Origin of the sequence: Streptomyces sp. CLV115 (assembly GCF_038448545.1) — a bacterium.
GTDB lineage: Bacteria > Actinomycetota > Actinomycetes > Streptomycetales > Streptomycetaceae > Streptomyces > Streptomyces sanglieri.
In genome coordinates this window covers 1-19,730 of the sequence record NZ_JBCEWQ010000158.1, presented here as the reverse complement: position 1 = coordinate 19,730, position 19,730 = coordinate 1, and the positions used below count along the sequence as shown (strand labels likewise).

Below are 19,730 nucleotides of genomic sequence, written 5' to 3'. Positions count from 1 at the left end.
CCCCCCCCCCCCCCCCCCCCCCCCCCCCCGGCCGGGCCGTGGCCGGCCGCTCCCACCGGGCGCGGCCGGTCAGCCACGGCCCAGGGCGGCCGCGAGCCCGGCCACCGTCGGCGCGGCGAACAGCTCGCGGACGGACGGCCGCACACCCAGTACCGCGCCGATCCGGCTCACCAGCCGGAGGGCCGACAGCGAATGCCCGCCCAGTGCGAAGAAGTCGTCGTGGACGCCCACCACGTCCAGCTCCAGCACCTGCGCGAACATCCCGGCCAGCAGTTCCTCCACCGGCGTCCGCGGCCCGCGCGCGGCCCTGCCCGGCGGCTTCCCGGGCGACGGCAGCGCCTTCCGGTCGAGCTTGCCGTTCACGGTGGTGGGCAGCGCGTCGAGCACGACGATCGCGGACGGCACCATGTAGTCCGGCAGCCGCGTGCCCAGCGCCCGGCGCAGCTCCGCGGGCAGCCGGGTCCGGTCCACGGCACCCGGGCCGCCCTCTCCCTCCGGCACCACGTAGGCCGTCAGCCGGGCCGTCCCGGGGCGGTCCTCCCGGGCCAGCACCACTGCCTCGGCCACGCCCGGCCGGTCCAGCAGCGCCGACTCCACCTCACCGGCTTCGATGCGGAAGCCGCGCACCTTCAGCTGGCTGTCCGCGCGCCCTTCGTGGACGAGCTCGCCGTCCGTGTTCCAGCGCACCAGGTCGCCGGTGCGGTACATGCGCTCCCCCGGGCCTCCGAAGGGGTCGGCGACGAAGCGTCCGGCCGTCAGCCCCGGACGTCCCAGGTAGCCGCGTGCCAGCTGCGCCCCGGCCAGGTACAACTCGCCCGTCGCGCCCGGCGGTACGACGCGCAGCGCGTCGTCCAGCACGTACACCCGGGTGTTCGCCATCGGCCGCCCGATGGGAGGGGAGCCGTCCCCGGCCGGGGGAAGGCACCGCATGAGGGTGGCGCTGACGGTGGTCTCGGTGGGGCCGTAGGCGTTCCAGAACTGCCGGTCCGCCGTGGCCCATTCGTCGACCAGGCGCCCCGCCGGCGCCTCTCCGCCGACGGACATCAGCCGCAGCCCGGGAAGTGCGCCGGGCTTCAGCATCGGCAGCAGGGCCGGGGGGAGGTCGGCGACGGTGACGGACTCCTCGCTCATCAGCCGTTGCAGGAGCCTCGGGTCGGTGCGCTGTTCGTCGTCGGCCAGGACCAGGGTGGCGCCGGAGGTCAGCGCGGCGAAGATTTCGAGGACCGACACGTCGAACGTGACGGCGGCGAAGCCGAGCAGACGGGTCTCCTCGTCGATCCCGTAGGCCGCCGTGTTGGCCGTCACGAAGTTCACAACCGCCCGGTGCTCCACGACGGTGCCCTTGGGGAGCCCCGTGGTGCCCGAGGTGTGGATGACGTACGCGGGGTGCTCGGGCCGCAGCGGGAAGTTGAGGTCGGCCGCGTCGACGGGGGTGCCGGGCAGGTGACCGAGGTCGGTGTCGGTGAAAATCACCGGCGTGGTGGTGGTCAGGGCCGCCGTGCGGACCGTCCGGTCGGTGAGGACCGCGGCCGGGCGGCCGTCCCGGAGCAGGTGGTCCGTGCGGGCCTGCGGATGGGTGAGATCGAGCGGCAGATAGGCGGCTCCCGCCTTGAGGACGGCCAGCAGGGCGACGACGAGCCGCTCGGAGCGCGGCAGGGCGACGGCCACCCGGTCCTCCGGTCCGATGCCCCGGGAGACGAGGTGGCGGGCGAGCCGGTTCGAGTCCTCGTCGATCCGGGCGTAGGTGTGCTCCCGGCCGCCGAAGACCACGGCCGGGTTGCGGGGGGTGCGGGCCGCCTGCCGGGCGAAGAGGTCCGGCAGGACCCCGCCGGGGAGCCGAAGCCGGGTGTCGTTCCGTTCCCGCAGCAGCATGTCCCGGTCCGCGGCCGTCACCACGTCGATGCCGGTCACCGGCGTCGACGGGTCGGCGGTGACCGCCGTCAGCACCTGGAGCAGCCCCTGGACGATGCGCTGCGCGGTGACCGCGTCGAACAGATCGGCCGCGTAGCACAGTTCGCCCGCCAGCGGTCCGCCCTGCTCACCAGTGCGCTCCGTGAACGAGAACCGCAGGTCGAACCCCGTCGAGCCGGTCCGAAGGCTTTCCCGGGTGACGTCCAGCCCCGGCAGGTCCGGGCGGGGTCGAGGACGCTCCCCCAGTTCGAGCACGACCTGGAAGAGGGGGTGGTGGTTGGTGGAGCGGGGCGGATCGAGCGCCTTGACGACGGCGTCGAAGGGGACGTGCCGGTTCTCGTGGGCGGCCGCCCCGGATGCCGCGACGCGCGCCAGCACCTGCTGGAAGGTGGGGTCGCCGGACAGGTCGGTGCGCAGCACCAGGAGGTTGCCGAAGAAGCCGACGAGGTCGTCCGGGATGTCGTCGGCGCGGTCGGTGACCGGGGTGCCCAGCGGGATGTCGTCGCCTGCGCCGAAGCCTTGCAGCGTCACCGCCAGGGCCGCCTGCAGCACCATGAGGACGGTCACCCGGCCGGCGGCCGCCAGCGCGGTGACGGCCCGGTGCCGCTCCGCGTCGAGGTGGAAGCGGAGCAGGGCGCCGGGGCCGACGGCGTGGGCCGGCCGCCGCCGGTCGCGCGGCAGGGCCAGTTCGGCCGGGATGCCCGAGAGTTCGCGGCGCCAGAACCGGGTCTGTGCGCTCAGTACGCTGCCGGGGTCGTCGGCCGGACCCAGGAAGTCCCGCTGCCGCCGGGCGTGGTCCCGGTACCGGACCGGCAGCGGCCGCCGGTCGGGGGCCCGCCCGGCACGACGCGCCGCATAGGCCCGTGCCAGGTCCCGGGTCAGCGGCTCCATCGACCGTTCGTCGCCCGCGACGAGATGCACCACGATCACCAGGACCGATTCGGTGGGCGAGATCGTTCCCAGTACCGCCCGCAAGGGCAGGTCCACCGTGATGTCGAAGCCCCGCCGCACGATGCCGTCGGCCCATTCGCCGGCATCGGCGGGCACCGGTTCCTCGGTCAGGGCCGACCGGACGGCCCGCTCGGCCGGCACCACGTCCGGCACCGGTTCGCCGTCGTGCTCGGTGAGCACCGTCCGCAGTGTGTCGTGCCGTTCCAGGACGTCCTGGAACGCGGCACGCAGCGCCGCTCGGTCCACCGTGCCCGAGAGCCTCAGCGCCAGCGGCACGACGCAGGCCGACGAAGGCCCCTGCCAGAGGTCGAGGAACCACAGCCGTCGTTGTGCGAACGACAGCGGGACGGCCCCGGCCGGGCGCACCGCCTGCGCTCCCCGTTCGTCCGGGTGACGGGCGTGTCCGCGGCCGTCACGGCGAAGAGATTCCACGATCTGCTGATTCCCGTTGATGACGAGGTCCCGCCCGTCCATGGAGGTACCGGCATCCCGGTCCCCCCGGGGCGCGTGGAGCAAGGGCCGGCCGCCGGGTGCAAGTTGGCTGCGCGGCGGGGGACTTCCCCGGTGATCCACGACCGCCGCTACAGGCAGGAGGCTATCGGCCGTTCACAGGCGGCACCATCGATCGTGACGGCGATCACAGCCCCTGGCCGGCCGGTGGGCGCGGACAGCGGGACTCCGGGCGCCCTGGCACGGCTGTGCCGTGGCCTTCCGGGTCTGCTAGCGTTGCCCTCTTCCTCGCCTGACTTCTTTCGCAAAGCCCTTCAAGGAACTCGCGTTTGATACAGAACGATCGCTGGACGACTGTCGCGCCGTGGTACTTCTCGGCCGAGCCCAGAGCACTGGAACCCATCCGGCAGTCCCTTCCGGACGACGGACCTCACCGCGCCTGGGCGAACTTCTCCTTCGTGGCGGACACCGGTCATCTGCACAGCGTCGATCTGCTGGTGGCCGGCCCCGACGGGCTGCACCTGCTCGAAGTCGACGTGTCCCAGGGCCGGTTGCGCAACGAGGACGGCATCTGGCTGCGTACCCGCAACGGCACCACGACGGCATCGGACAGCACCCGTGACGTCGCCGCGGTCAAGGCGCGACACCTCACAGCGGTGCTGCGCCGGGCCGCGGCCGGCAAGTTCCTGACCGTGCCCCCGGTCCGCGGATCGGCGTTCCTCAGCGATCCGCGCTCCTGCGTCGACCTCACCGGGCCCGACGCGCAAGGGGTGTTCGGCCCGGACGAACCGTCCGGCCCGTCGCTGCCCCGCGTCACCCAGGACCTCCTGGGGCAGCCCGCGAGCGATCGCGCGGAACGGCCCGGCCGGCGCTTCCTGCGGGCCCTGCCCGGGCTGCTGGACCGGATCGGCATGCATCCGGTCGAGCACTGGCCGCGTGTCGGCACCTGGCAGCTGACCGCCAAGCCGGTCGCGCTGACCGACCGGTGGCAGGACTTCGTCGCGTGGAGCACGGTCTGGGACAAGGCGCCGTGCCGGGTACGCGTCTACGCCCCCGGCACGTCCCGCACCAGGACCGACGAGGCGGTGCTGCGCGAGTACCTGCTGCTGCGCGAGCTCGACCACCCGGGCATCGTCACGGTGGACACGCTGGAGCACCACCCGCCCGGGCCGGTGCTGATGTTCCATGTCGAGAAGAAGCAACTGCTGCGGCTCGACCACATCCTGGCCCTGTACCGCTCGCTGTTCACCCCCGCCGTCCGGGCCGGGATGATCCGGCAGATCGGCGCGGGACTCGCCCACGCGCATGCCCGGCAGATCGCCCACTGCGCGCTGAGCACACGCGCGGTGATGGGGATTCCCCGGCCGGCCCAGGGCGAGTCGGTGCACGACGGCTGGCGCGATCCGGGCCTCCAGATCACCGACTGGCATCACGCCGCCGTCGCGGCGGCCGCCACCGAAGGTCCTCCGGCGCCCGCCGCGGTGGCCCGGGACCTGCGCGCTCTGGCGGCCGTCGCGCGGGAGATCTGCGCCGGTGAGCCGGCGGCCGGGTTCACCGGGCTGCCCGACCGCCTCGCCGCGGAGCCGGACTTCGCCCGGCTTCACCCCGCCGAGCAGGTCCGCCGGCTCACCGACCGGCTGGCCGAGGCCGCCCTGTCCCCGGCCGCAGGCCCGGCGGTGCCGGTCACGACGTGATCGCCCCGTGCACCAGCTCGGCGACCTGCGGATCTCCCAGCAGCTCGTCGTGGACGGTGCCCAGGCGTGACGGGTGGCCCGCGCACCAGCCGGGCAGCGGATGGTCCGCGGAGGCGATGACGGTCGCGTCCTCGACCGGGCCGGTCCGGCGCGCGGCGGCCACCAGATAGCCCAGGTAGTCGGCGAAGCGCGCGCACAGCATCGTCCGCAGGTGCTCGGGCATCCCGGCCCGGGCCGTGGCGTGTTCCACGATGCGCCGCTGCTCGTCCCGCAGCCGCTCGGCGACCGAAGCCAGATCGTCCGAATCGGCCAGGGCGTCGCAGACGGCCGTGGCATCGGCGAGCATCCGCTCGTCCAGGTGGGCCCGGAACGTCTCGGTGGCGGCCACGAATTCCGACCGCAGCAGTGCTCCGGCGACCTCCGTGGGGTCGATGGCGACCAGGGCCGGGGGGCCGTCGGGGCCGGTGCAGGCCCGTCGCAGACCGTCGGCGAACGCGACGCCGGCACAGAACGTCACGATCGCCCGTACCGGGCGCTCCGGTTCCGGCAGCGCGGCGGACCACCGGTCCACGAAGCGGTCCGGATCCGCCTCGCCGCGCAGGTCCGCGCCGATGCCCAGCGGCACGGTCAGGTGGACCCCTTCCCCGCCCGGCAGGTTCGCGGCGAGCCGGGCGAAGCCCTGCTGGTTCGGCCGGGGGCCGAAGTCGACCGCGAGTACGGTGCCCGCGGCACCCTCCGGCCGGCGCAGGGACCGCCACAGTGGTTTGCTCATCAGCACCCTTCCTCGTCCGCCACCACGTGCCGCAGCGCGTGGTGGTCCACCTTGCCACTGAGGTTGAGCGGCAGCTGCGGCAGCCAGGTGAAGCTCTCCGGCACGGCGTAGTCCGGGACCAGACGGGCCACTTCACGACGGACGTCCGCGCCCGGGCCGGGATCGCCGGTGAGCACGGCCCGCAGGTGGACGCCCTCGCCGGCGCGCGGGACGTCGAGCACCACCGCCTCGGTCACGCCCGGGCACCGCCGCAGCGCCGTCTCCACCTCGCCGAGCTCGATGCGTTGTCCGCGCACCTTCACCTGGCGGTCCAGCCGGCCCTGATGGACCAGCACCCCCTGCTCCCGTGTCACCCGGTCGCCGGGGCGGTACCACTGGTCGGCCGGCACCTCCCCCGCCGCCTGCCCCAGGGGCACCCCCTCGGGGCTCATGAACCGGCCGGTGTTGTGAGCGCCGACGAGATAGCCGCCGAACCGCTGCGCCCCGCGCACGCACAGCTCCCCGTCGTCCGCCGGGCGGCGGTTCTCGTCCAGCAGCACGGCGTCGAGGTGCGGAAACACCGTACCGATCGGCACGGTGCCGTTGCTGGTCTCCGGCCAGTCCCCCGGATCGGCGGGCAGCCGGAAGTCGGCGCAGAGCACGGTCAGTTCGGTGGGTCCGAACGCGTTGGCGATCACACTGTCCGGCGCGGCCGCCGCCCAGGTCCGTGCCTGGTCCAGGGTGAGTTGCTCGCCCATGAAGACGCTCCACCGCAGATCGGGCAGGCACCCCGGGGGCAGCGCCCGGTACCGCCGGGCGAGCGTGATCACCGAGGGCACCGAGAACCAGTGGGTCAGGGCACGGCGGCGGGCGTACGTGGCGGGGATCAGCAGTTCGCGCTTCTCCGGCACCACCAGCGTGCCGCCGGCCCCCCAGGTGGCGAAGAGATCCAGGACGGAGGGGTCGAAGGTGAAGCCGAAGGTCTGTGAGACCCGGCTGCCGGGGCCCAGCTCGTACCGGTCGATCGCACAGCCGAGGAACGCCGACACATTCGCGTGGCTGATCGGCACGCCCTTCGGCTCGCCGGTCGACCCCGACGTGAACAGGATGTAGGCGGGGCGCTCCGTGAGGTCCGGTGCCGGTGCCGGTGTCTCCGGCCCCTGAAGGAGTTCCTCCAGCGGTTGGACCGGTACGGTCCACGGCTCCTCGCCGTCGGCGGGGCACAGGACGCCTGCCGACGGGCGGTCGGCCAGGACCAGCCCGGCACCGGCCTGTTCCAGGACCGAGCGGTTGCGGGCCGCCGGCGAGCGGGGGCTGATGGGCACCACGGTGCGGCCCAGCCGCAGCACGGCCAGGTAGCCGACGTAGCCGGCGAGCGTACCGCCGGTGCACAGGCCCACCACGGCGGTGTCGTGCCGGGCCAGGCCGGCCGCCGTCCGCTCGACCAGGCCGGCGAGCTCCGCGTAGGTGAGCCGCCGCTCGGCGGTGTCGAGCGCGACCGCCTCGGGCGTGCGCGCGGCGGTCTCGCCGAACCAGTCGTAGAGGGGCCGGGCACCGGGCATCCGGGTCACGGCCGGTCGACCGAGGCCGGCCAGGCCTGCTCTTCCGCGATGCGGGAGACCAGCGGGATGTCACGGATGTCGTCGTGCCGCAGTGCCCAGAGCAGGAACCGCTCCACACCCAGCCCGAACCCGGAGGTGACCATCGGGGCCTCGTCCTTCATCTGCGCGTACCAGGCGTACTCCTGCTCGGGCACCTTGTGCAGCGCGAGCCCTTCGCGGACCTGCTCCCCCGTGGTGTGCCGGTGCCCGGCCCCGACCACCTCGCCGATGCCGAAGTAGAGGTCCGCGTTCTCCGCCACCCGCTCGTTCCCGTTCTCGAACGCCTGGTAGAAGGGGACGCTGAGGTGGTCGAAGTGGGTCACCCAGACGAACTCGCCGACCAGTTCCATGAGCCGGCGCTCGGCCGCCCGGCTCAGCGACCGGGCACCGTCGGCGGAGGTGATGACGCCCTCGCCGTCGAGCAGCCGCACCGCCTCCTCGAAGCGCAGGCGTTCGAAGGGCTGGTCGCCGACCGCCACCCGTTCCAGGTGGCCGACGTCGCCGAGCACCGCGCGCAGCGTCTCGTCGTGTTCGGTGAGCACGGCGGTGGCCATGGCCCGTACGTAGCCGTTGACGTAGTCGACGAGGTCGTCCAGATCACCGGGGATCTCGGCCTCGCTGTGGACGAACTGGCCCAGGTGCGTCGCGTCGGGCTCGTCGCCGCGGAAGCACGGCAGGATGTTGTGGCAGCCCTGCGGGGAGACCCGGCAGCCGTACTCCAGCATGAACTGCATCGAGTCGGCCAGGTACGTCTCGACCCCGTTGACCTGGACCGGCACCGGCACCGAGTCGCTGCCCAGGCCGGTGGGGCAGGTGACGGTACGGGTGGTGATGGGGAAGTGCAGGGCCCGCACGGAGCGGCTGTGCGCGTAGTTGTACGTGGCACGTACGACGGTGTCCTGAAGTCCGGCGACGAGCCGTGCCCAGGGGGATCCCAGTGAGCGGAGGAAGCCTCCGTCGGCGTCCGCCCAGAGGCGGGGGGCGTTCAGCGAACCGGCTGCCGCCATTTCAGCAGTCTTCATTGAGGCCGTCCTTCAGACGCGTGTGGGCGAGGGGCTGATGTTGTGGTTTCCGCGGAACACATTGGTGGGGTCGACCTGCGCCTTGAGGGCCGCCAGCCTGGCGTACCGGTCGGCGCCGTAGACGTCGGCCGCGCTGCGGCCGCTGCGCTGCGTGTAGTTGACGTAGCTGCCCTCGGACCGCCATGGCCCGAGGTCCCGGATCAGGCCGCCGGCCCAGCCGCGGCCGTGGTCGTCGTCGGCCGGGTCGTCCCAGGCCGCGGAGGCGGAGCAGATGAACGAGGCGTCCCGGGACGGGAAGGCGGTGGCGTCGTCGTCGACACGTGCCACCGCGCCCCGGAAGTAGCCCAGGTCGATGGTGGAGTACGTGGTCAGGCCGTCGACCGCGTACCGGACGAGTACGTCGACGGCGTCGGAGGGCAGGTCGGTGAGATAGCCGGAGGTGGTGTAGTACCGCCGGCCGGCCGGCTCGCTGCCGTCGCCCATGGACTGCAGCTCGGCGAAGGGGACGACCCGGTCGAACGTGCCGGCGGGCGGGCAGTCGGCGAACAGCCCGGCGGCGGCCTGCGGGCCGCCCTCCGCGCCGAGCCACACCGTGGTGAACGCCAGCACCGGCTCGCCGTGCAGCCGCTCGGGTATCCAGTCGGCTGCGGGCGCCCTTTTGAAGGCTCCGGTCAGCTGAAGGTCGTCGGGCTGCGCGGGCATGGCGTCCCGGTAGGCCCGCACGGCGTCGGGGGCCTGCTCGATCGGGTACACGGTGGAGCGGACCCAGACGTCCCCCACCGGTCGCAGGCGCAGGGTGAACCTGGTGACGACGCCGAAGTTGCCGCCGCCGCCGCGCAGCCCCCAGAACAGTTCCGGATGGTTCTCGGCGGACGCCTGCACGATGCTGCCGTCGGCCAGGACGACCTCGGCGGCGACCAGATGGTCGCAGGTCAGCCCCCACTTGCGGGCCAGCCAGCCGTATCCGCCGCCGAGCGCCAGCCCGCCGAGCCCGGTCTCGGAGACCACCCCGACGGGGCAGGCCAGGCCGTGCGGCAGGGTGGCACCGTCGAGGTCCGCGAGCAGCGCCCCGCCCCCGGCGACCGCCGTCCGGTGCTCCGGATCGACGTCGACGCGCCGCATCGGGCCGAGATCGATGAGCAGGGCGTCGTCGGCCAGGGCGAGACCGGCGACGTTGTGACCGCCGCCGCGTACCGTCACCGCGAGGCCGTTGGCTGTCGCGTACCGCAGCGCGGCGGCCACGTCGCTCGCGTCGGAGCAAGGGACGATGACGGCGGGCCGCCGGTCGATCATGCCGTTCCACACCCGGCGGGCCTCGTCGTAGCCCGGATCGCCGGGCCGCAAGGCCGCTCGCAGGGCCTCTTCGGCCGTCCTGCTCATGTGGTGGTTCCTCCGGTTCCTGCGCTGGGCTCGCCGGGGTTTCCGGCCAGTTGGTGAAGCCATGGGTCGGCAAGCAGGCCGTCGGCCTCGAACAGCTGCGCCACGCGGGTCGCCACGGTGCGCACGAGCTGTCCCGCCGACTCCGCGTCGGCCGCGGTGAGCAGCACCTTGACCGCGTGGAACGCGGTGTCGGAGCGTGCGTCCCCGTGCTGTGCGACCTCGTCCACCCGCACCACGCCGGGCAGTTCCCGTATCTGCGGCCGGGTGACGGACGAGCGGACCGGGCCGGTCCGTTCCGGGAACGGCACGTACAGGCTGACCAGCACCTCCGGCCGGGTCGGGGCGGCGGTCTCGGGCCGGCGGCCCAGCGCCACCTCGAACGCGGCCCGGACCAGGCCGCCGCCGCCCATCATGCTGATCATCGCGGCCACTTCGCCGCCGAGCCGGCCGTTGACCTCGATGACCTCCACCCCGTCCTGCGACACGCGCAGTTCGGTGTGGCTCACCCGGTCGCGTACGGTCAGCGCGTCCAGTGCCGCGGAGGTGGTGGCGAGCACCGCGTCGAGCACGTGCGGCGGGAGTTGGGCGGGCAGCACGTCGCCGGTCTCGCGCACCGCGTGGCGGCATGGCCCGGTGCCGCCGGCCACCGCGAGCGGTGTCTTGTCGAAGACCGCGACATGTGTGTGCTCGCCGCGGTGGGTCACCGTTTCCACCGACACGTAGTCGGCCAGCCAGTGGCGGCCGGACGGGTGCGCGGCCCGCTCGATCATCTGCTCCAGCACGAGGCCGGACCAGTTCTGGCGCCGGCCGGGCTCGGCCTCCAGATCCGCGGGTCCGGAGAGGAAGCTGAGGTCCGTACTGGCGGTGCCCCGGCGGGGTTTGAGGACCGCGGGCAGCCCGACCTCCGCCGCGGCCCCGATCAGCCCCTCCGGGGAGTCGACCGGTGCCGAACGCACCGTGGAGACGCCGGCCGCGTTGAGCAGGCGCCGTTGCACCAGCTTGTCCCACGGGTGGTCGGCCTCGGTGGCACCGGGCAGACCCAGCTCGCGCACCGCGGCGTCGTACGCCTCCAGCTCGGCGTCGTGGAAGGTCACCAGGCCGTCCAGGCCCAGTGCGGCCAGTTCGCGCGGGACGTCGTCGCCGATCACCGCGACGGTGGCCAGCGACTGTCCGAGGCGGACCATGTCCGGTTCGGCCGCGGCGATCTCGCGACGGACGACGAGCACGACCTCGCACAGGCCACGTCCGGCCAGTACCAGGTCACGCAGGTTCGCGGCCGCGTGCGGCGCGTGCAGCACGCCGAGCCGCGGCGGGGTGCCGCTCACGCGGTCGTCCCCTCGGCGGTCGCCAGTCTTTCCGCGCAGGCGTCGACCAGGGCACCCAGGGTGCCGTCGATGAACGCGACCTCGACCGGGAACAGGATGCCGAGCCGCTGCTCGACCCGGTCGATCATCGTGGCGATCAGCAGCGAGTTCCCGCCCGCCATGAAGAAGTCGTCGGCCGGTGAGGGGTCCGTCGTGTCGAGCGCCCGGCACCACTCCTCGGTGACGACAGCGGTTGCCCGGTCGACAACATTCCTACCAACCGGTATGTGATTCTCCTGCATGTTCTCTCCCGTGCTTCGTGCCGGCCGAAACGGATTCAGCTGTCCGTCGGCTCCGCCCCGGTCGCGTCCCGCAGCGCATCGACGAAGCGCTGGTGCAGGGCCGCCACGTCCGATGAGGCGAGCAGGCCGGGGCGGTGGGTCCAGAAGGCCTGCAGGCTGTCTTCCCCGGCCGCTTCCAGCCAGCAGGTCAGATCGAGCCGGGCCTGCTCGGTGTCGGCCTCGCGGCCGGTCAGTTCGAATCCCTCGCCCCGGTAGGCGGGCCTGGCCACGTCCTGCGCGCCGAACGCCACCCGGATCTCGGGCGCGGTCCCGCCCTCCTGCCGGAACCAGGCGCGCACGCTCTCGAACGGCACGTCCTGGTGGCGGGCGACGAAGAGGGTGGCGTCCCGGACCCGGGCCAGTACGTCGGCGAAGGGCTCGGGGCCGTTCGTCCGGACCCGGATCGGCAGCACGTTGACGAAGCAGCCGATCGCGTTCTGCGACTCGGGAGTGGTACGCCCGCTGAAGGCGGCACCGACGGCCAGGTCGTCGGTGCCGGTCCAGCCGGCCAGCGCGACGGCGAAGGCGGCCAGGCCGACCATGTGCAGCGTGGCACCGTGCCGGAGCGCGAGGCGCCGCACGGCACGCGCGAGGCCCTCGTCGACCGGCTCCCGGCGCTGCGCGCCGAGCCCCTCCCCGGCGCCGGACGGCACCGACCGGGGGAACGGGACGCCGTCGGGCAGCCCGGTCAGGCTCCCGGCGAGCTCCGCGACCGCTCGCCGGCCCTCGGGTCCGGCCAGCCACGCGTGCTGCCGTGCCCCGAACACACCGGGGCCGGGCACCGGGGTGAGGTCGGCGACCCCGCCTTCGGCGCGGGCGGCGCAGCACTCGCCGAGCTCACGGACCAGCAGCTCCAGCGACCGGGCGTCGAAGACGGCGTGGTGCACGGTCAGGAGCAGGGCGGCCGCGCGGTCGCGATCGGTGACCAGCCGGGCCCGGAACAAGGGGGCCTGCCCCAGGTCGACGGCGTGTCCGGCGTCCTCGGCGGCCAGTTCGCGCAGCCGTTTTTGACCGGGCGGAGCCGCTTCGGTCACCCGGGTCACCGGAACGCGCACCGATGCCGCGACCCGTCGTTCCGGCTCCGCGCCCGCCAGCACGAAGGCCGTCCGCAGCGCCTCGTGCCGGGCGATCACATCGCCCAGCGCGTCCTCCAGCAGGTCCGCGGCGAGGTCGCCGCGCACCCGCACCACCACGCTGATCAGGTACGCGGTCGCCTGCGGTGCGAGCTCCGCCGCGAGCCACACGGCCCGCTCCGCGGCGGTGAGCGCTCCGTCGGCGGACTGCGTCGCCGCGTCGGTGCTCCGCGCCCGGCGGGGCAGCAGCCGCAGGTGGGCGACGAGCGCGCCCAGCCGGGTCTGCTGGAAGAGGTCGTCAAGAGTGACGTCGATGCCGAGCTCGTCCTGGATCCGGGCAGCGGTCCAGGTGGCCAGCAGCGAGTCGCCGCCCAGCTCGAAGAAATCGTCGTCGTCCGTGGCCTCGGCGCCGAGCAGATCACGCCAGATCCCGGCCACGGCTGCCGTCAGCTCCGCCTCCTCGTGCCGTCGGCGCTCCGCGCCACCGGCCCGGCGGCGCACCCCCGGGGTCTTCATCGGCTCAGTCAACGAAGGCCAGCAATCTGCGCAGGTTGGCCGCGACCGCGTGCCGGAACCCGTCGTGGCGCTGCGGCGCGGGCACGGGCACGACGCAGTCACGCCACGACCAGGCCCGCCAGACGATCGCCGCCTGTTCTCCCAGCGGATGCGCGTCGGTGATCCGGTCCCGTGACACGTACGGCGTCCACTGGTCCAGGTACGCGTCGGTCAGGGCCTGCCGGACCCGCTCGCCGTCGGCGATCTCGTTCTGCTCGAACTCCCGCCGGACCGTGGTCATCCCGCACAGGGGGTGGCCGATGCCCGTCTCCGCCCAGTCGAAGAAGATGTCTCCCTGCGGGCGGAACGAGACGTTGCCGTGCCAGAAGTCGATGTTGACCAGTACGTCCGGGAGTCCGACCGCGGCCAGCTCGGCACACCGGCGGGCGAACTCCGGCCGGAAGTCCAGCAGTCGGCGGTACTCCTCGGTGGTCAGCCCCCACTCCTGCCCGATCCCGAGCCGCTCCGGTTCGGCGAGCATCCGCTCGAACAGGCCCGGCAGGACGCCGGGTCTGCGATCGGGTACACCCAACTCGACCAGTTCGGCGATCCGTTCGGTGGTGGCCTGCTGCATCTGTGCGTACCGCTGGACGGACGACCGGTAGCGGGGCACGTCCTCGGCGGCGGTCACGTCCTCGATGAAGGTGCAGTCGCCGATGTCCGCGGAGAGCAGCCAGCCGTGTTCCGGCTGCACGGCGATCACCGGGACGATGTTGTCGGGGAACCAGGTGCCGAGCCGCTGTGTCAGGACCGCCTCGTGCGGGAAGCCCGGCGGCGCCGCCTTCAGGAAGACATGGCCCTCCTCGGTCGGCGCACGCAAGGTGCACGCCCAGGGCGAGACGAGGAACTGCTCGACCGGGCCGGTGAGGCCGGTGCCGCGCTCGCGCAGCCGGGCGGTGAGCCAGCCGGTCGCCTCGGCGTACCAGCCGGGACGCGTCCACGGCACGTCCGGGAGCGCGAACTCACCTCCGAACCAGCCCTCGGCCAGCGCCCGGTCCACCGGATCGAGACCGGTCAGCGCCCCGATGCCGGACGCGCTCACCCACCGCGCGGCCCCGGGGGCGGCCGACGGCTGCGCGCACCAGTGGTGTGCGTAGACGAGGCCGGCCTCCGGGCCGCTCGCGGTGTCGACCAGGGTGCCGAGACGGACGGTGTCCCCGCCCCAGCGCTCCCGCAGGACGGCGCGTACGCGCTCCGGTCCTCCGGCGGGGTGGCGCGGCAGCGACCACTGCCCGCCTTCCCCGTGAACCAGTACCTGTCTCCCCCCGTCGGCCACGACGATCGTGCGCGCCTCGGTCCCGTTCCCCGTCACGATGTGCTCCCCTCACCCGGTGCGGTCATCGCCGCTCTGCTGTCGCTCACCAGCGGCACCGGCCCACAAGTGGCGCATTTCGGCACTTGATTCGAGCAGCTCGGTGAGAGTGCCGACCGACTCCACCTCGCCGTCCTTCAGCACGACGATGCGGTCGGCGCGCTCGAACGCGGGCCGGCGGTGCGATACGGCCAGGCAGCTGCGCGGCGCCCCCTGGTCCAGCAGCCGGTGCCACAGCTCCCGTTCGGTACTGACGTCCAGTGCGCTGGAGATGTCGTCGAAGACCAGCAGCTCGGTGTCCCGGACGAGCATCCGGGCGGCGGCGACGCGCTGCACCTGTCCGCCGGAGAGCTTGGTGCCCCGGGGTCCGACCATCGTGTCCAGGCCTTCCTCCAGGGCGGTCAGGTCGTCGTCGAAGACCGCGCCGGCCAGGGCCCGGCGCACTCCGTCCTCGTCCGCCTCGTGTCCGGCGAGGACGTTGGTACGCACCGAGTCGCTGGTCAGCCGGGGAACCTGGGAGGTGTACGCGGCCATGGGCGGTACCAGCTCGTGGACCTCCTGCCCGTTCCAGCTCACCTCCCCGCTGTCCCGGGGCAGCAGTCCGAGAACCGTGCGCAGCAGTGTGGACTTGCCCGCGCCCACCCGGCCGGTGACGACGACGAACTCGCCGGCGGCGATGTCGAAGCCGACGTCCGTGACCCCGTGGCCGGACTCCGGGTGCCGGTATCCGAGGCCGCGTACCCGCAGGGTGTCCAGCGGGGCGCCCGGCGGGGCCACCGGTGCCGGTACGGGCTCGGGCAGTGCGTTCACCGCGCCCGGCACGGCGTCCTCGATCCGCTGGAGCGAGGCCCCGGACTGCATCACCAGGGCGAGGTTCTGGCTGAACAGCGAGGTGAAGTCCGTCACCCAGCCGACGTAGACGATGAACAGCGCGAGGTCACCGACGTTCATGGTGCCGTCGTGCAGGTGCGTGGCCGCCAGTACCAGCACCAGCCCGGTGCCGATCGCGGTCGTGTTGTTCCAGACCGCACCGAGGAACACATCGGTGAACAGGCGGCTCTGCACGGTCCGCTTGCGACGGACCTCGTTGAGGCGGGTGAACCGGTCCAGTACATGCGGCTTCGCGCCGGCCAGCTGGATCGCCTGGATGCTGTTGAACACGTCGCCGAGGAAGGCGCTGACGTCGCCGGCCGCTTCCCGGCCCTGCCGGTGGTAGTGCTTGATCTTCTTGCTGGCCATGTTGATCAGGAAGCCGGCCACGATCAGCGGCACGCAGACCACCGCGGTGATCAGCGGATCGATGGTGACCATGACGGCGATGGCGATCAGTGCCTGGACCGCCGCTCCGATCACCATGAGCGTGTAGACGACGGTGCTGGACACGGTGGCGGTGTCGTCGGTGAGCCGGGACACCACGTCGCCGGTGGGGTGCTTCAGCCGTACCGCGCCCGGCTTGGCCAGGACCCGGGCGAAGCCGTTGCGCATCAGCAGCCCGATGCCGGCGGCCTCGCAGATCCCGTCGTAGGCCACACACACCAGCAGCGAGGCGACCCGGGCCAGGGCGGCGCCCACCAGGATCGCGATCAGTACCCAGAAGCCGGTGGACAGACTCCCGCCGTCACTCAGCCGGTTCAGGATCTCCCGGATCACGAGGCCGGGCACCAGCGGGAACACACTGCGCAGCAGCTGCATCAGCAGGTCGAGGGCGAAGGCGCCCGGTGCGGACCTGGCGATCTGCCCGAAGACTCGGAACGCGCTCATGCCGCACCTGCCAGAAGAGCCGAGAACCGGGATCCCTCGGTGCCCGCGAGCTCGCCGCGCGGCCCCGACTCGGCGACCTCTCCGGCCTCCAGCACCGCTATGTGGTCCAGTTGCCCGACCGTGTCCAGGTGGTGCGCGATGACGATGGCGGTGCGTCCCTGGAGCAGCTTGCGCACGGCGGCGCCCACGATCCGTTCGGTCGCCGGGTCCAGCCGGGAGGACGCCTCGTCCAGCAGGACCACGTCGGGATCGCGCAGGAAGACCCGGGCGAAGGTGAGCAGTTGGGCCTGGCCCGCGGAGAGCGCGCCGTCGCTGATCACCGTGTCCAGCCCTTCCGGGAGTGCGTCCAGCCACTCCCGCATGCCGAGCACCGACATCGCCTCTTCGATCCGTTCGTCGCGGACGGCCGGGTCGAAGAGTGTGATGTTGTCCCGGACGGAGGCGTGCAGTACGTGGACGTCCTGAGTCACCACGCCGACACGGGACCGCAGTTCGGCGAGCGGAACCGTACGGATGTCCACGCCGCCGAGCCGCACCGAGCCCTGCTGCGGGTCCATGCCGCGGTAGAGCAGACGGCCGATCGTGGTCTTGCCGCTGCCGGTTCGCCCGAGCAGTCCCAGGGACTCGCCGGCGGGCAGCCGGAGGCCGACCCGGCGCAGGGTCGGGCGGCCGTCCACGTAGGCGAAGTCCACGTCGTCGAAGCTGAGTGAGAGCCGGCCTTCCGGCAGCGTGCCGTGGCCGGTGTCCGGTACCGCGGTCCGCCGTTCGGAGAGTTCGGCGATCCGGTCCATGCCGGCGATCGCGGTCTGCAGGCCGTCGATGCGGTTGGAGATCCGGAACAGGGTGAGGCTGAGCAGGCTGGCGTAGAAGTAGCTGACGTAGACCGTGCCGAGCGTGATGCCGCCGCCGCGCAGCAGCAGGGCGCTGGCCACCAGGATGGCCGCGGTGGCACCCGCGACGCTGAGTTCCAGGGCGCTGGAGGAGGCCCGGAAGGCGACGCTCTCCGCCCGCATGGTGCGCCGCAGACGCTCCAGCAGTGCGTCGAGCCGTCCCCGGGTCCAGGCGTCACTGCCGTTGGCCTTGATGTCCTCGGTCGCCATGATGCGTTCTTCCAGGAAGCCGGCTATGTCGGCGTTGTCCTGCCGCAGCCGTTGGAAGAACGGCGAGGCCACGCGCTGGGTCCGGCGCAGCACCGGGATCACCGCGAGGGAGAAGACCAGGAGGATCAGGCCCAGCCGCCAGTCCACGCCGAAGCTGACCGCCAGGATGCCGAGCGAGAGCAGCAGGTTGGCGAAGATCTGGAAGGTGAACGTGGAGAAGAACTGGGCCAGTGTGGCCACGTCACCGTCCACCCGCTTGATCAGCTCTCCCGGGGTCTTCTCCTTGTGGAACCCGAGGTCGAGATCGAGGCAGTGGTCGGTGAGGTCCATCCGCATCCGGTTGGTCGCCCGCCAGCCGAGGTCCTCGGCGAAGTAGCCGGCGACCGACACGACGATCTGGTGCGCGATGGTCAGCACGATGAAGACCAGGGCGATCCGCACCAGCGTGTCGACGTCGGCGCCGTCCTTCGCCCGGTCGATGAAGCGGCCCAGCAACTGCGGGTTCCACAACGACAGTCCGACCTCGGCGAACAGGAGCAGGAGCAGGAAGACCGCCATCCGCCAGTTCGGCGCCAGGTAGGACAGGAGCAGGTGGAGCCGCCGCCTCATTCGCCCACCGGCCGGCCGGGCACACCCGGCGCGCGCCGGATGATTCCTCGATCGTTCACCACTGCACTCCCTCGCGAGTGAAACCCTTGCCCGGCTCGACGGAACAGTTCGGCACCAGGGGTCGGCCCGGTCGCCGCACGGGCACGGAGAGCCGTGGTCCGGAGCAACTGGGCGAGCACCAGAAACCGCTCGCCGTGATGGGACCGACGCCATAAAAACAGTCGCGTCATTCGCCTGTCAACCATTCAAATGGCCGTGCTGCACCGGGTGTTAGTGACTTGGTCATTCCCGTACGCGCCGCGGGGCACTTCGTCCGGAATGGCCGCGACCACCGGTCCTATTTCGGCGCCGCCACTGCGGACAAGGCGGCCGCGGCGACGGGCGGCATTCGATTCGACCGTACGGGATTTACGGGAGGTGCGCCGGACAGCGCCACGCCCGACGGGCTTACATGTGGCGCAGAACACGGAATTGACGATACGTCACTTCGTTGTCGCCGTCATCTCCCGGCGAAATCGGGGTCGTTGGTGCAGCCGGCGACCGGTCCGCGGGACGTGCGCTCCGTTACCTCGCTGACAATCGCGGGCGAGGTGGTTAGCCTCGGTCACTCCGCGGTCCGTGGGCCATCCCGCGACGGACCGCCCGACGCCTCGCGGCCCGTCGAGCGCCGCGACACGCAAGCCGCCTGGAGGACTCGCCCATGACTAGCGCAGCCGCCCCCGCCACAGCCGCCGAGGCCCTCGAACGCGTCGACGCGCTGCGCGACACGTTGCTGGCCGGCGGCGACGCGGCCGACCGCACGGCGAGCTTCCCGCACAAGGGAATCGATGCGCTGAAGGAGAGCGGACTGCTCTCCGTCGCCATCCCGGCCGAGTACGGCGGGGCCGGGCTGGCGGCGCCCGCACTGGCGGAGCTCGCCATGCGGATCGGCCGGCACTGCGGCTCGACGGGCATGATCTGGGCGATGCACCAGCTCCAGCTGGCCTGCCTGGTGCCGAGCGCGGCGGGCCGGCCGGTGCTCGCGGACTATCTGCGCCGGGCCGCCGCCGAACAGCACCTGGTCGCCTCCGTCACGTCCGAGGCCGGCATCGGCGGCAACCTCCGGATGAGCAGGGCGGCCCTGATCCAGGCCGGTGAGGACTACCTGCTGGAGAAGCACGCCACCACCGTCTCCTACGGAGAGCAGGCGGACAGCCTGCTGGTCACGGCCCGGCGGGACGATCGGGCCGCACCCGACGACCAGGTCCTCGTGCTGGTCCTGGCGGAGCAGGCGCGGCTGCGGCGCACGGGCCCGTGGAACACGCTGGGCATGCGGGGCACCTGCAGTTCGCCGCAGCACCTCCAGGCGGTCGTGCCGCGCGCCCAGGTGCTGGCCGAGCCGTTCAGCGCGATCGCCACAGGTGTCATGGTCCCGCTCTCGCACATCCTCTGGGCGGCCGTCTGGACCGGGATAGCGACCGACGCCTTCCGTCGCGCCGTGGCGTTCTCACAGGCGAAGGCGAAGGCGGGCCGCCGCGGCAGCACGTTCGTGCCGGACTCGCGCCTGGGGCGGATGCACGCCGTGCTGACGATGCTGCGGGCGGAAGTCCGGGGGCTCGCCGCGGAGTTCGCCGACAGCCGGACGGCCGGGGGCCCGCCCCGGGACCTCACCGTGCCGGCCAACGCGCTGAAGGTGTCCGCCTCGGAGGAATCGGTCCGGGTGGCCGCGCTGGCGCTGGAGGTCTGCGGCATGGCGGGGTACTCGGAGGAGGGCGACTACTCGGTGGCCCGCCACTTGCGCGACCTCTACTCGGGAAGGATCATGATCGCCAACGACAAGCTCAACGCGGTCAACACCGAGCTGCTGCTGACCGGCGAGGACTTCCTCGACTGAGCCGGGCCCCGGGCGGAAGCCGGCTCGGCTCAGTCGAGGAAG

At 72.7% G+C, this 19,730-nt stretch carries 13 protein-coding genes; 2 read left to right on the top strand and 11 right to left on the bottom strand.

Annotation, left to right across the window (positions count from 1 at the left end):
• Window positions 1-69: 69 nt before the first annotated feature.
• Complete coding sequence (locus AADR41_RS34675) at window positions 70-3,336, bottom strand: non-ribosomal peptide synthetase (protein WP_342285868.1); 3,267 nt, start codon at window positions 3,334-3,336, stop codon at window positions 70-72.
• A 305-nt stretch (window positions 3,337-3,641) separates the two neighbouring features.
• Between AADR41_RS34675 and AADR41_RS34670 the strand changes: the two genes are divergently transcribed.
• Window positions 3,642-5,006 carry a hypothetical protein gene (locus AADR41_RS34670; RefSeq protein ID WP_342285867.1) on the top strand — a complete coding sequence of 455 codons (1,365 nt, stop codon included), beginning with the start codon at window positions 3,642-3,644 and terminating at the stop codon, window positions 5,004-5,006.
• On the opposite strand, the gene AADR41_RS34665 is transcribed toward AADR41_RS34670, so the two are convergent.
• The 10 genes from AADR41_RS34665 to AADR41_RS34620 are packed head-to-tail and all read right to left on the bottom strand — an operon-like array spanning window position 4,996 to window position 17,815.
• Window positions 4,996-5,778 carry a hypothetical protein gene (locus AADR41_RS34665; protein WP_342285865.1) on the bottom strand — a complete coding sequence of 261 codons (783 nt, stop codon included), beginning with the start codon at window positions 5,776-5,778 and terminating at the stop codon, window positions 4,996-4,998. The genes AADR41_RS34670 and AADR41_RS34665 overlap by 11 nt on opposite strands.
• Complete coding sequence (locus AADR41_RS34660) at window positions 5,778-7,319, bottom strand: AMP-binding protein (protein ID WP_342285869.1); 1,542 nt, start codon at window positions 7,317-7,319, stop codon at window positions 5,778-5,780. The genes AADR41_RS34665 and AADR41_RS34660 overlap by 1 nt, the downstream gene beginning before the upstream one ends.
• Window positions 7,320-7,324: 5 nt before the next feature.
• On the bottom strand, window positions 7,325-8,380 hold the full coding sequence (locus AADR41_RS34655) for an amino acid--tRNA ligase-related protein (protein WP_342285864.1): 1,056 nt from the start codon (window positions 8,378-8,380) through the stop codon (window positions 7,325-7,327).
• A gap of 12 nt (window positions 8,381-8,392) precedes the next feature.
• Window positions 8,393-9,760: an FAD-binding oxidoreductase gene (locus AADR41_RS34650; protein ID WP_342285862.1), complete on the bottom strand. Its 1,368-nt coding sequence runs from the start codon at window positions 9,758-9,760 to the stop codon at window positions 8,393-8,395.
• Window positions 9,757-11,085, bottom strand: coding sequence for an ATP-grasp domain-containing protein (locus tag AADR41_RS34645; protein WP_342285861.1), 1,329 nt, complete (start codon window positions 11,083-11,085; stop codon window positions 9,757-9,759). Before AADR41_RS34645 ends, AADR41_RS34650 begins: the two co-directional genes overlap by 4 nt.
• A complete protein-coding gene (locus AADR41_RS34640; protein ID WP_342285859.1) occupies window positions 11,082-11,366 on the bottom strand; it encodes an acyl carrier protein in 285 nt (94 codons plus the stop codon). The genes AADR41_RS34645 and AADR41_RS34640 overlap by 4 nt, the downstream gene beginning before the upstream one ends.
• Before the next feature lie 35 nt (window positions 11,367-11,401).
• A complete protein-coding gene (locus tag AADR41_RS34635; RefSeq protein ID WP_342285858.1) occupies window positions 11,402-12,994 on the bottom strand; it encodes a condensation domain-containing protein in 1,593 nt (530 codons plus the stop codon).
• Window positions 12,995-12,998: 4 nt separating this feature from the next.
• Window positions 12,999-14,345, bottom strand: a complete 1,347-nt coding sequence (locus AADR41_RS34630) for a hypothetical protein (RefSeq protein WP_342285856.1) — start codon at window positions 14,343-14,345, stop codon at window positions 12,999-13,001.
• A gap of 12 nt (window positions 14,346-14,357) precedes the next feature.
• Window positions 14,358-16,106: an ABC transporter ATP-binding protein gene (locus AADR41_RS34625; protein WP_342285855.1), complete on the bottom strand. Its 1,749-nt coding sequence runs from the start codon at window positions 16,104-16,106 to the stop codon at window positions 14,358-14,360.
• Window positions 16,103-17,815, bottom strand: coding sequence for an ABC transporter ATP-binding protein (locus AADR41_RS34620; protein WP_342285853.1), 1,713 nt, complete (start codon window positions 17,813-17,815; stop codon window positions 16,103-16,105). Before AADR41_RS34620 ends, AADR41_RS34625 begins: the two co-directional genes overlap by 4 nt.
• Before the next feature lie 700 nt (window positions 17,816-18,515).
• On the opposite strand from AADR41_RS34620, the gene AADR41_RS34615 reads away from it, so the two are divergent.
• Window positions 18,516-19,688: an acyl-CoA dehydrogenase family protein gene (locus AADR41_RS34615; protein ID WP_342285852.1), complete on the top strand. Its 1,173-nt coding sequence runs from the start codon at window positions 18,516-18,518 to the stop codon at window positions 19,686-19,688.
• The last annotated feature ends 42 nt before the right edge of the window (window positions 19,689-19,730 follow it).

Bases quoted from the DNA above. Each gene is read 5' to 3' on its own strand.
- AADR41_RS34675 (WP_342285868.1), bottom strand. From the start codon at position 3,336: ATGGACGGGCGGGACCTCGTCATCAACGGGAATCAGCAGATCGTGGAA.
- AADR41_RS34665 (WP_342285865.1), bottom strand. From the start codon at position 5,778: ATGAGCAAACCACTGTGGCGGTCCCTGCGCCGGCCGGAGGGTGCCGCG.
- AADR41_RS34660 (WP_342285869.1), bottom strand. From the start codon at position 7,319: ATGCCCGGTGCCCGGCCCCTCTACGACTGGTTCGGCGAGACCGCCGCG.
- AADR41_RS34655 (WP_342285864.1), bottom strand. From the start codon at position 8,380: ATGAAGACTGCTGAAATGGCGGCAGCCGGTTCGCTGAACGCCCCCCGC.
- AADR41_RS34650 (WP_342285862.1), bottom strand. From the start codon at position 9,760: ATGAGCAGGACGGCCGAAGAGGCCCTGCGAGCGGCCTTGCGGCCCGGC.
- AADR41_RS34640 (WP_342285859.1), bottom strand. From the start codon at position 11,366: ATGCAGGAGAATCACATACCGGTTGGTAGGAATGTTGTCGACCGGGCA.
- AADR41_RS34635 (WP_342285858.1), bottom strand. From the start codon at position 12,994: ATGAAGACCCCGGGGGTGCGCCGCCGGGCCGGTGGCGCGGAGCGCCGA.
- AADR41_RS34625 (WP_342285855.1), bottom strand. From the start codon at position 16,106: ATGAGCGCGTTCCGAGTCTTCGGGCAGATCGCCAGGTCCGCACCGGGC.
- AADR41_RS34620 (WP_342285853.1), bottom strand. From the start codon at position 17,815: ATGAGGCGGCGGCTCCACCTGCTCCTGTCCTACCTGGCGCCGAACTGG.
- AADR41_RS34615 (WP_342285852.1), top strand. From the start codon at position 18,516: ATGACTAGCGCAGCCGCCCCCGCCACAGCCGCCGAGGCCCTCGAACGC.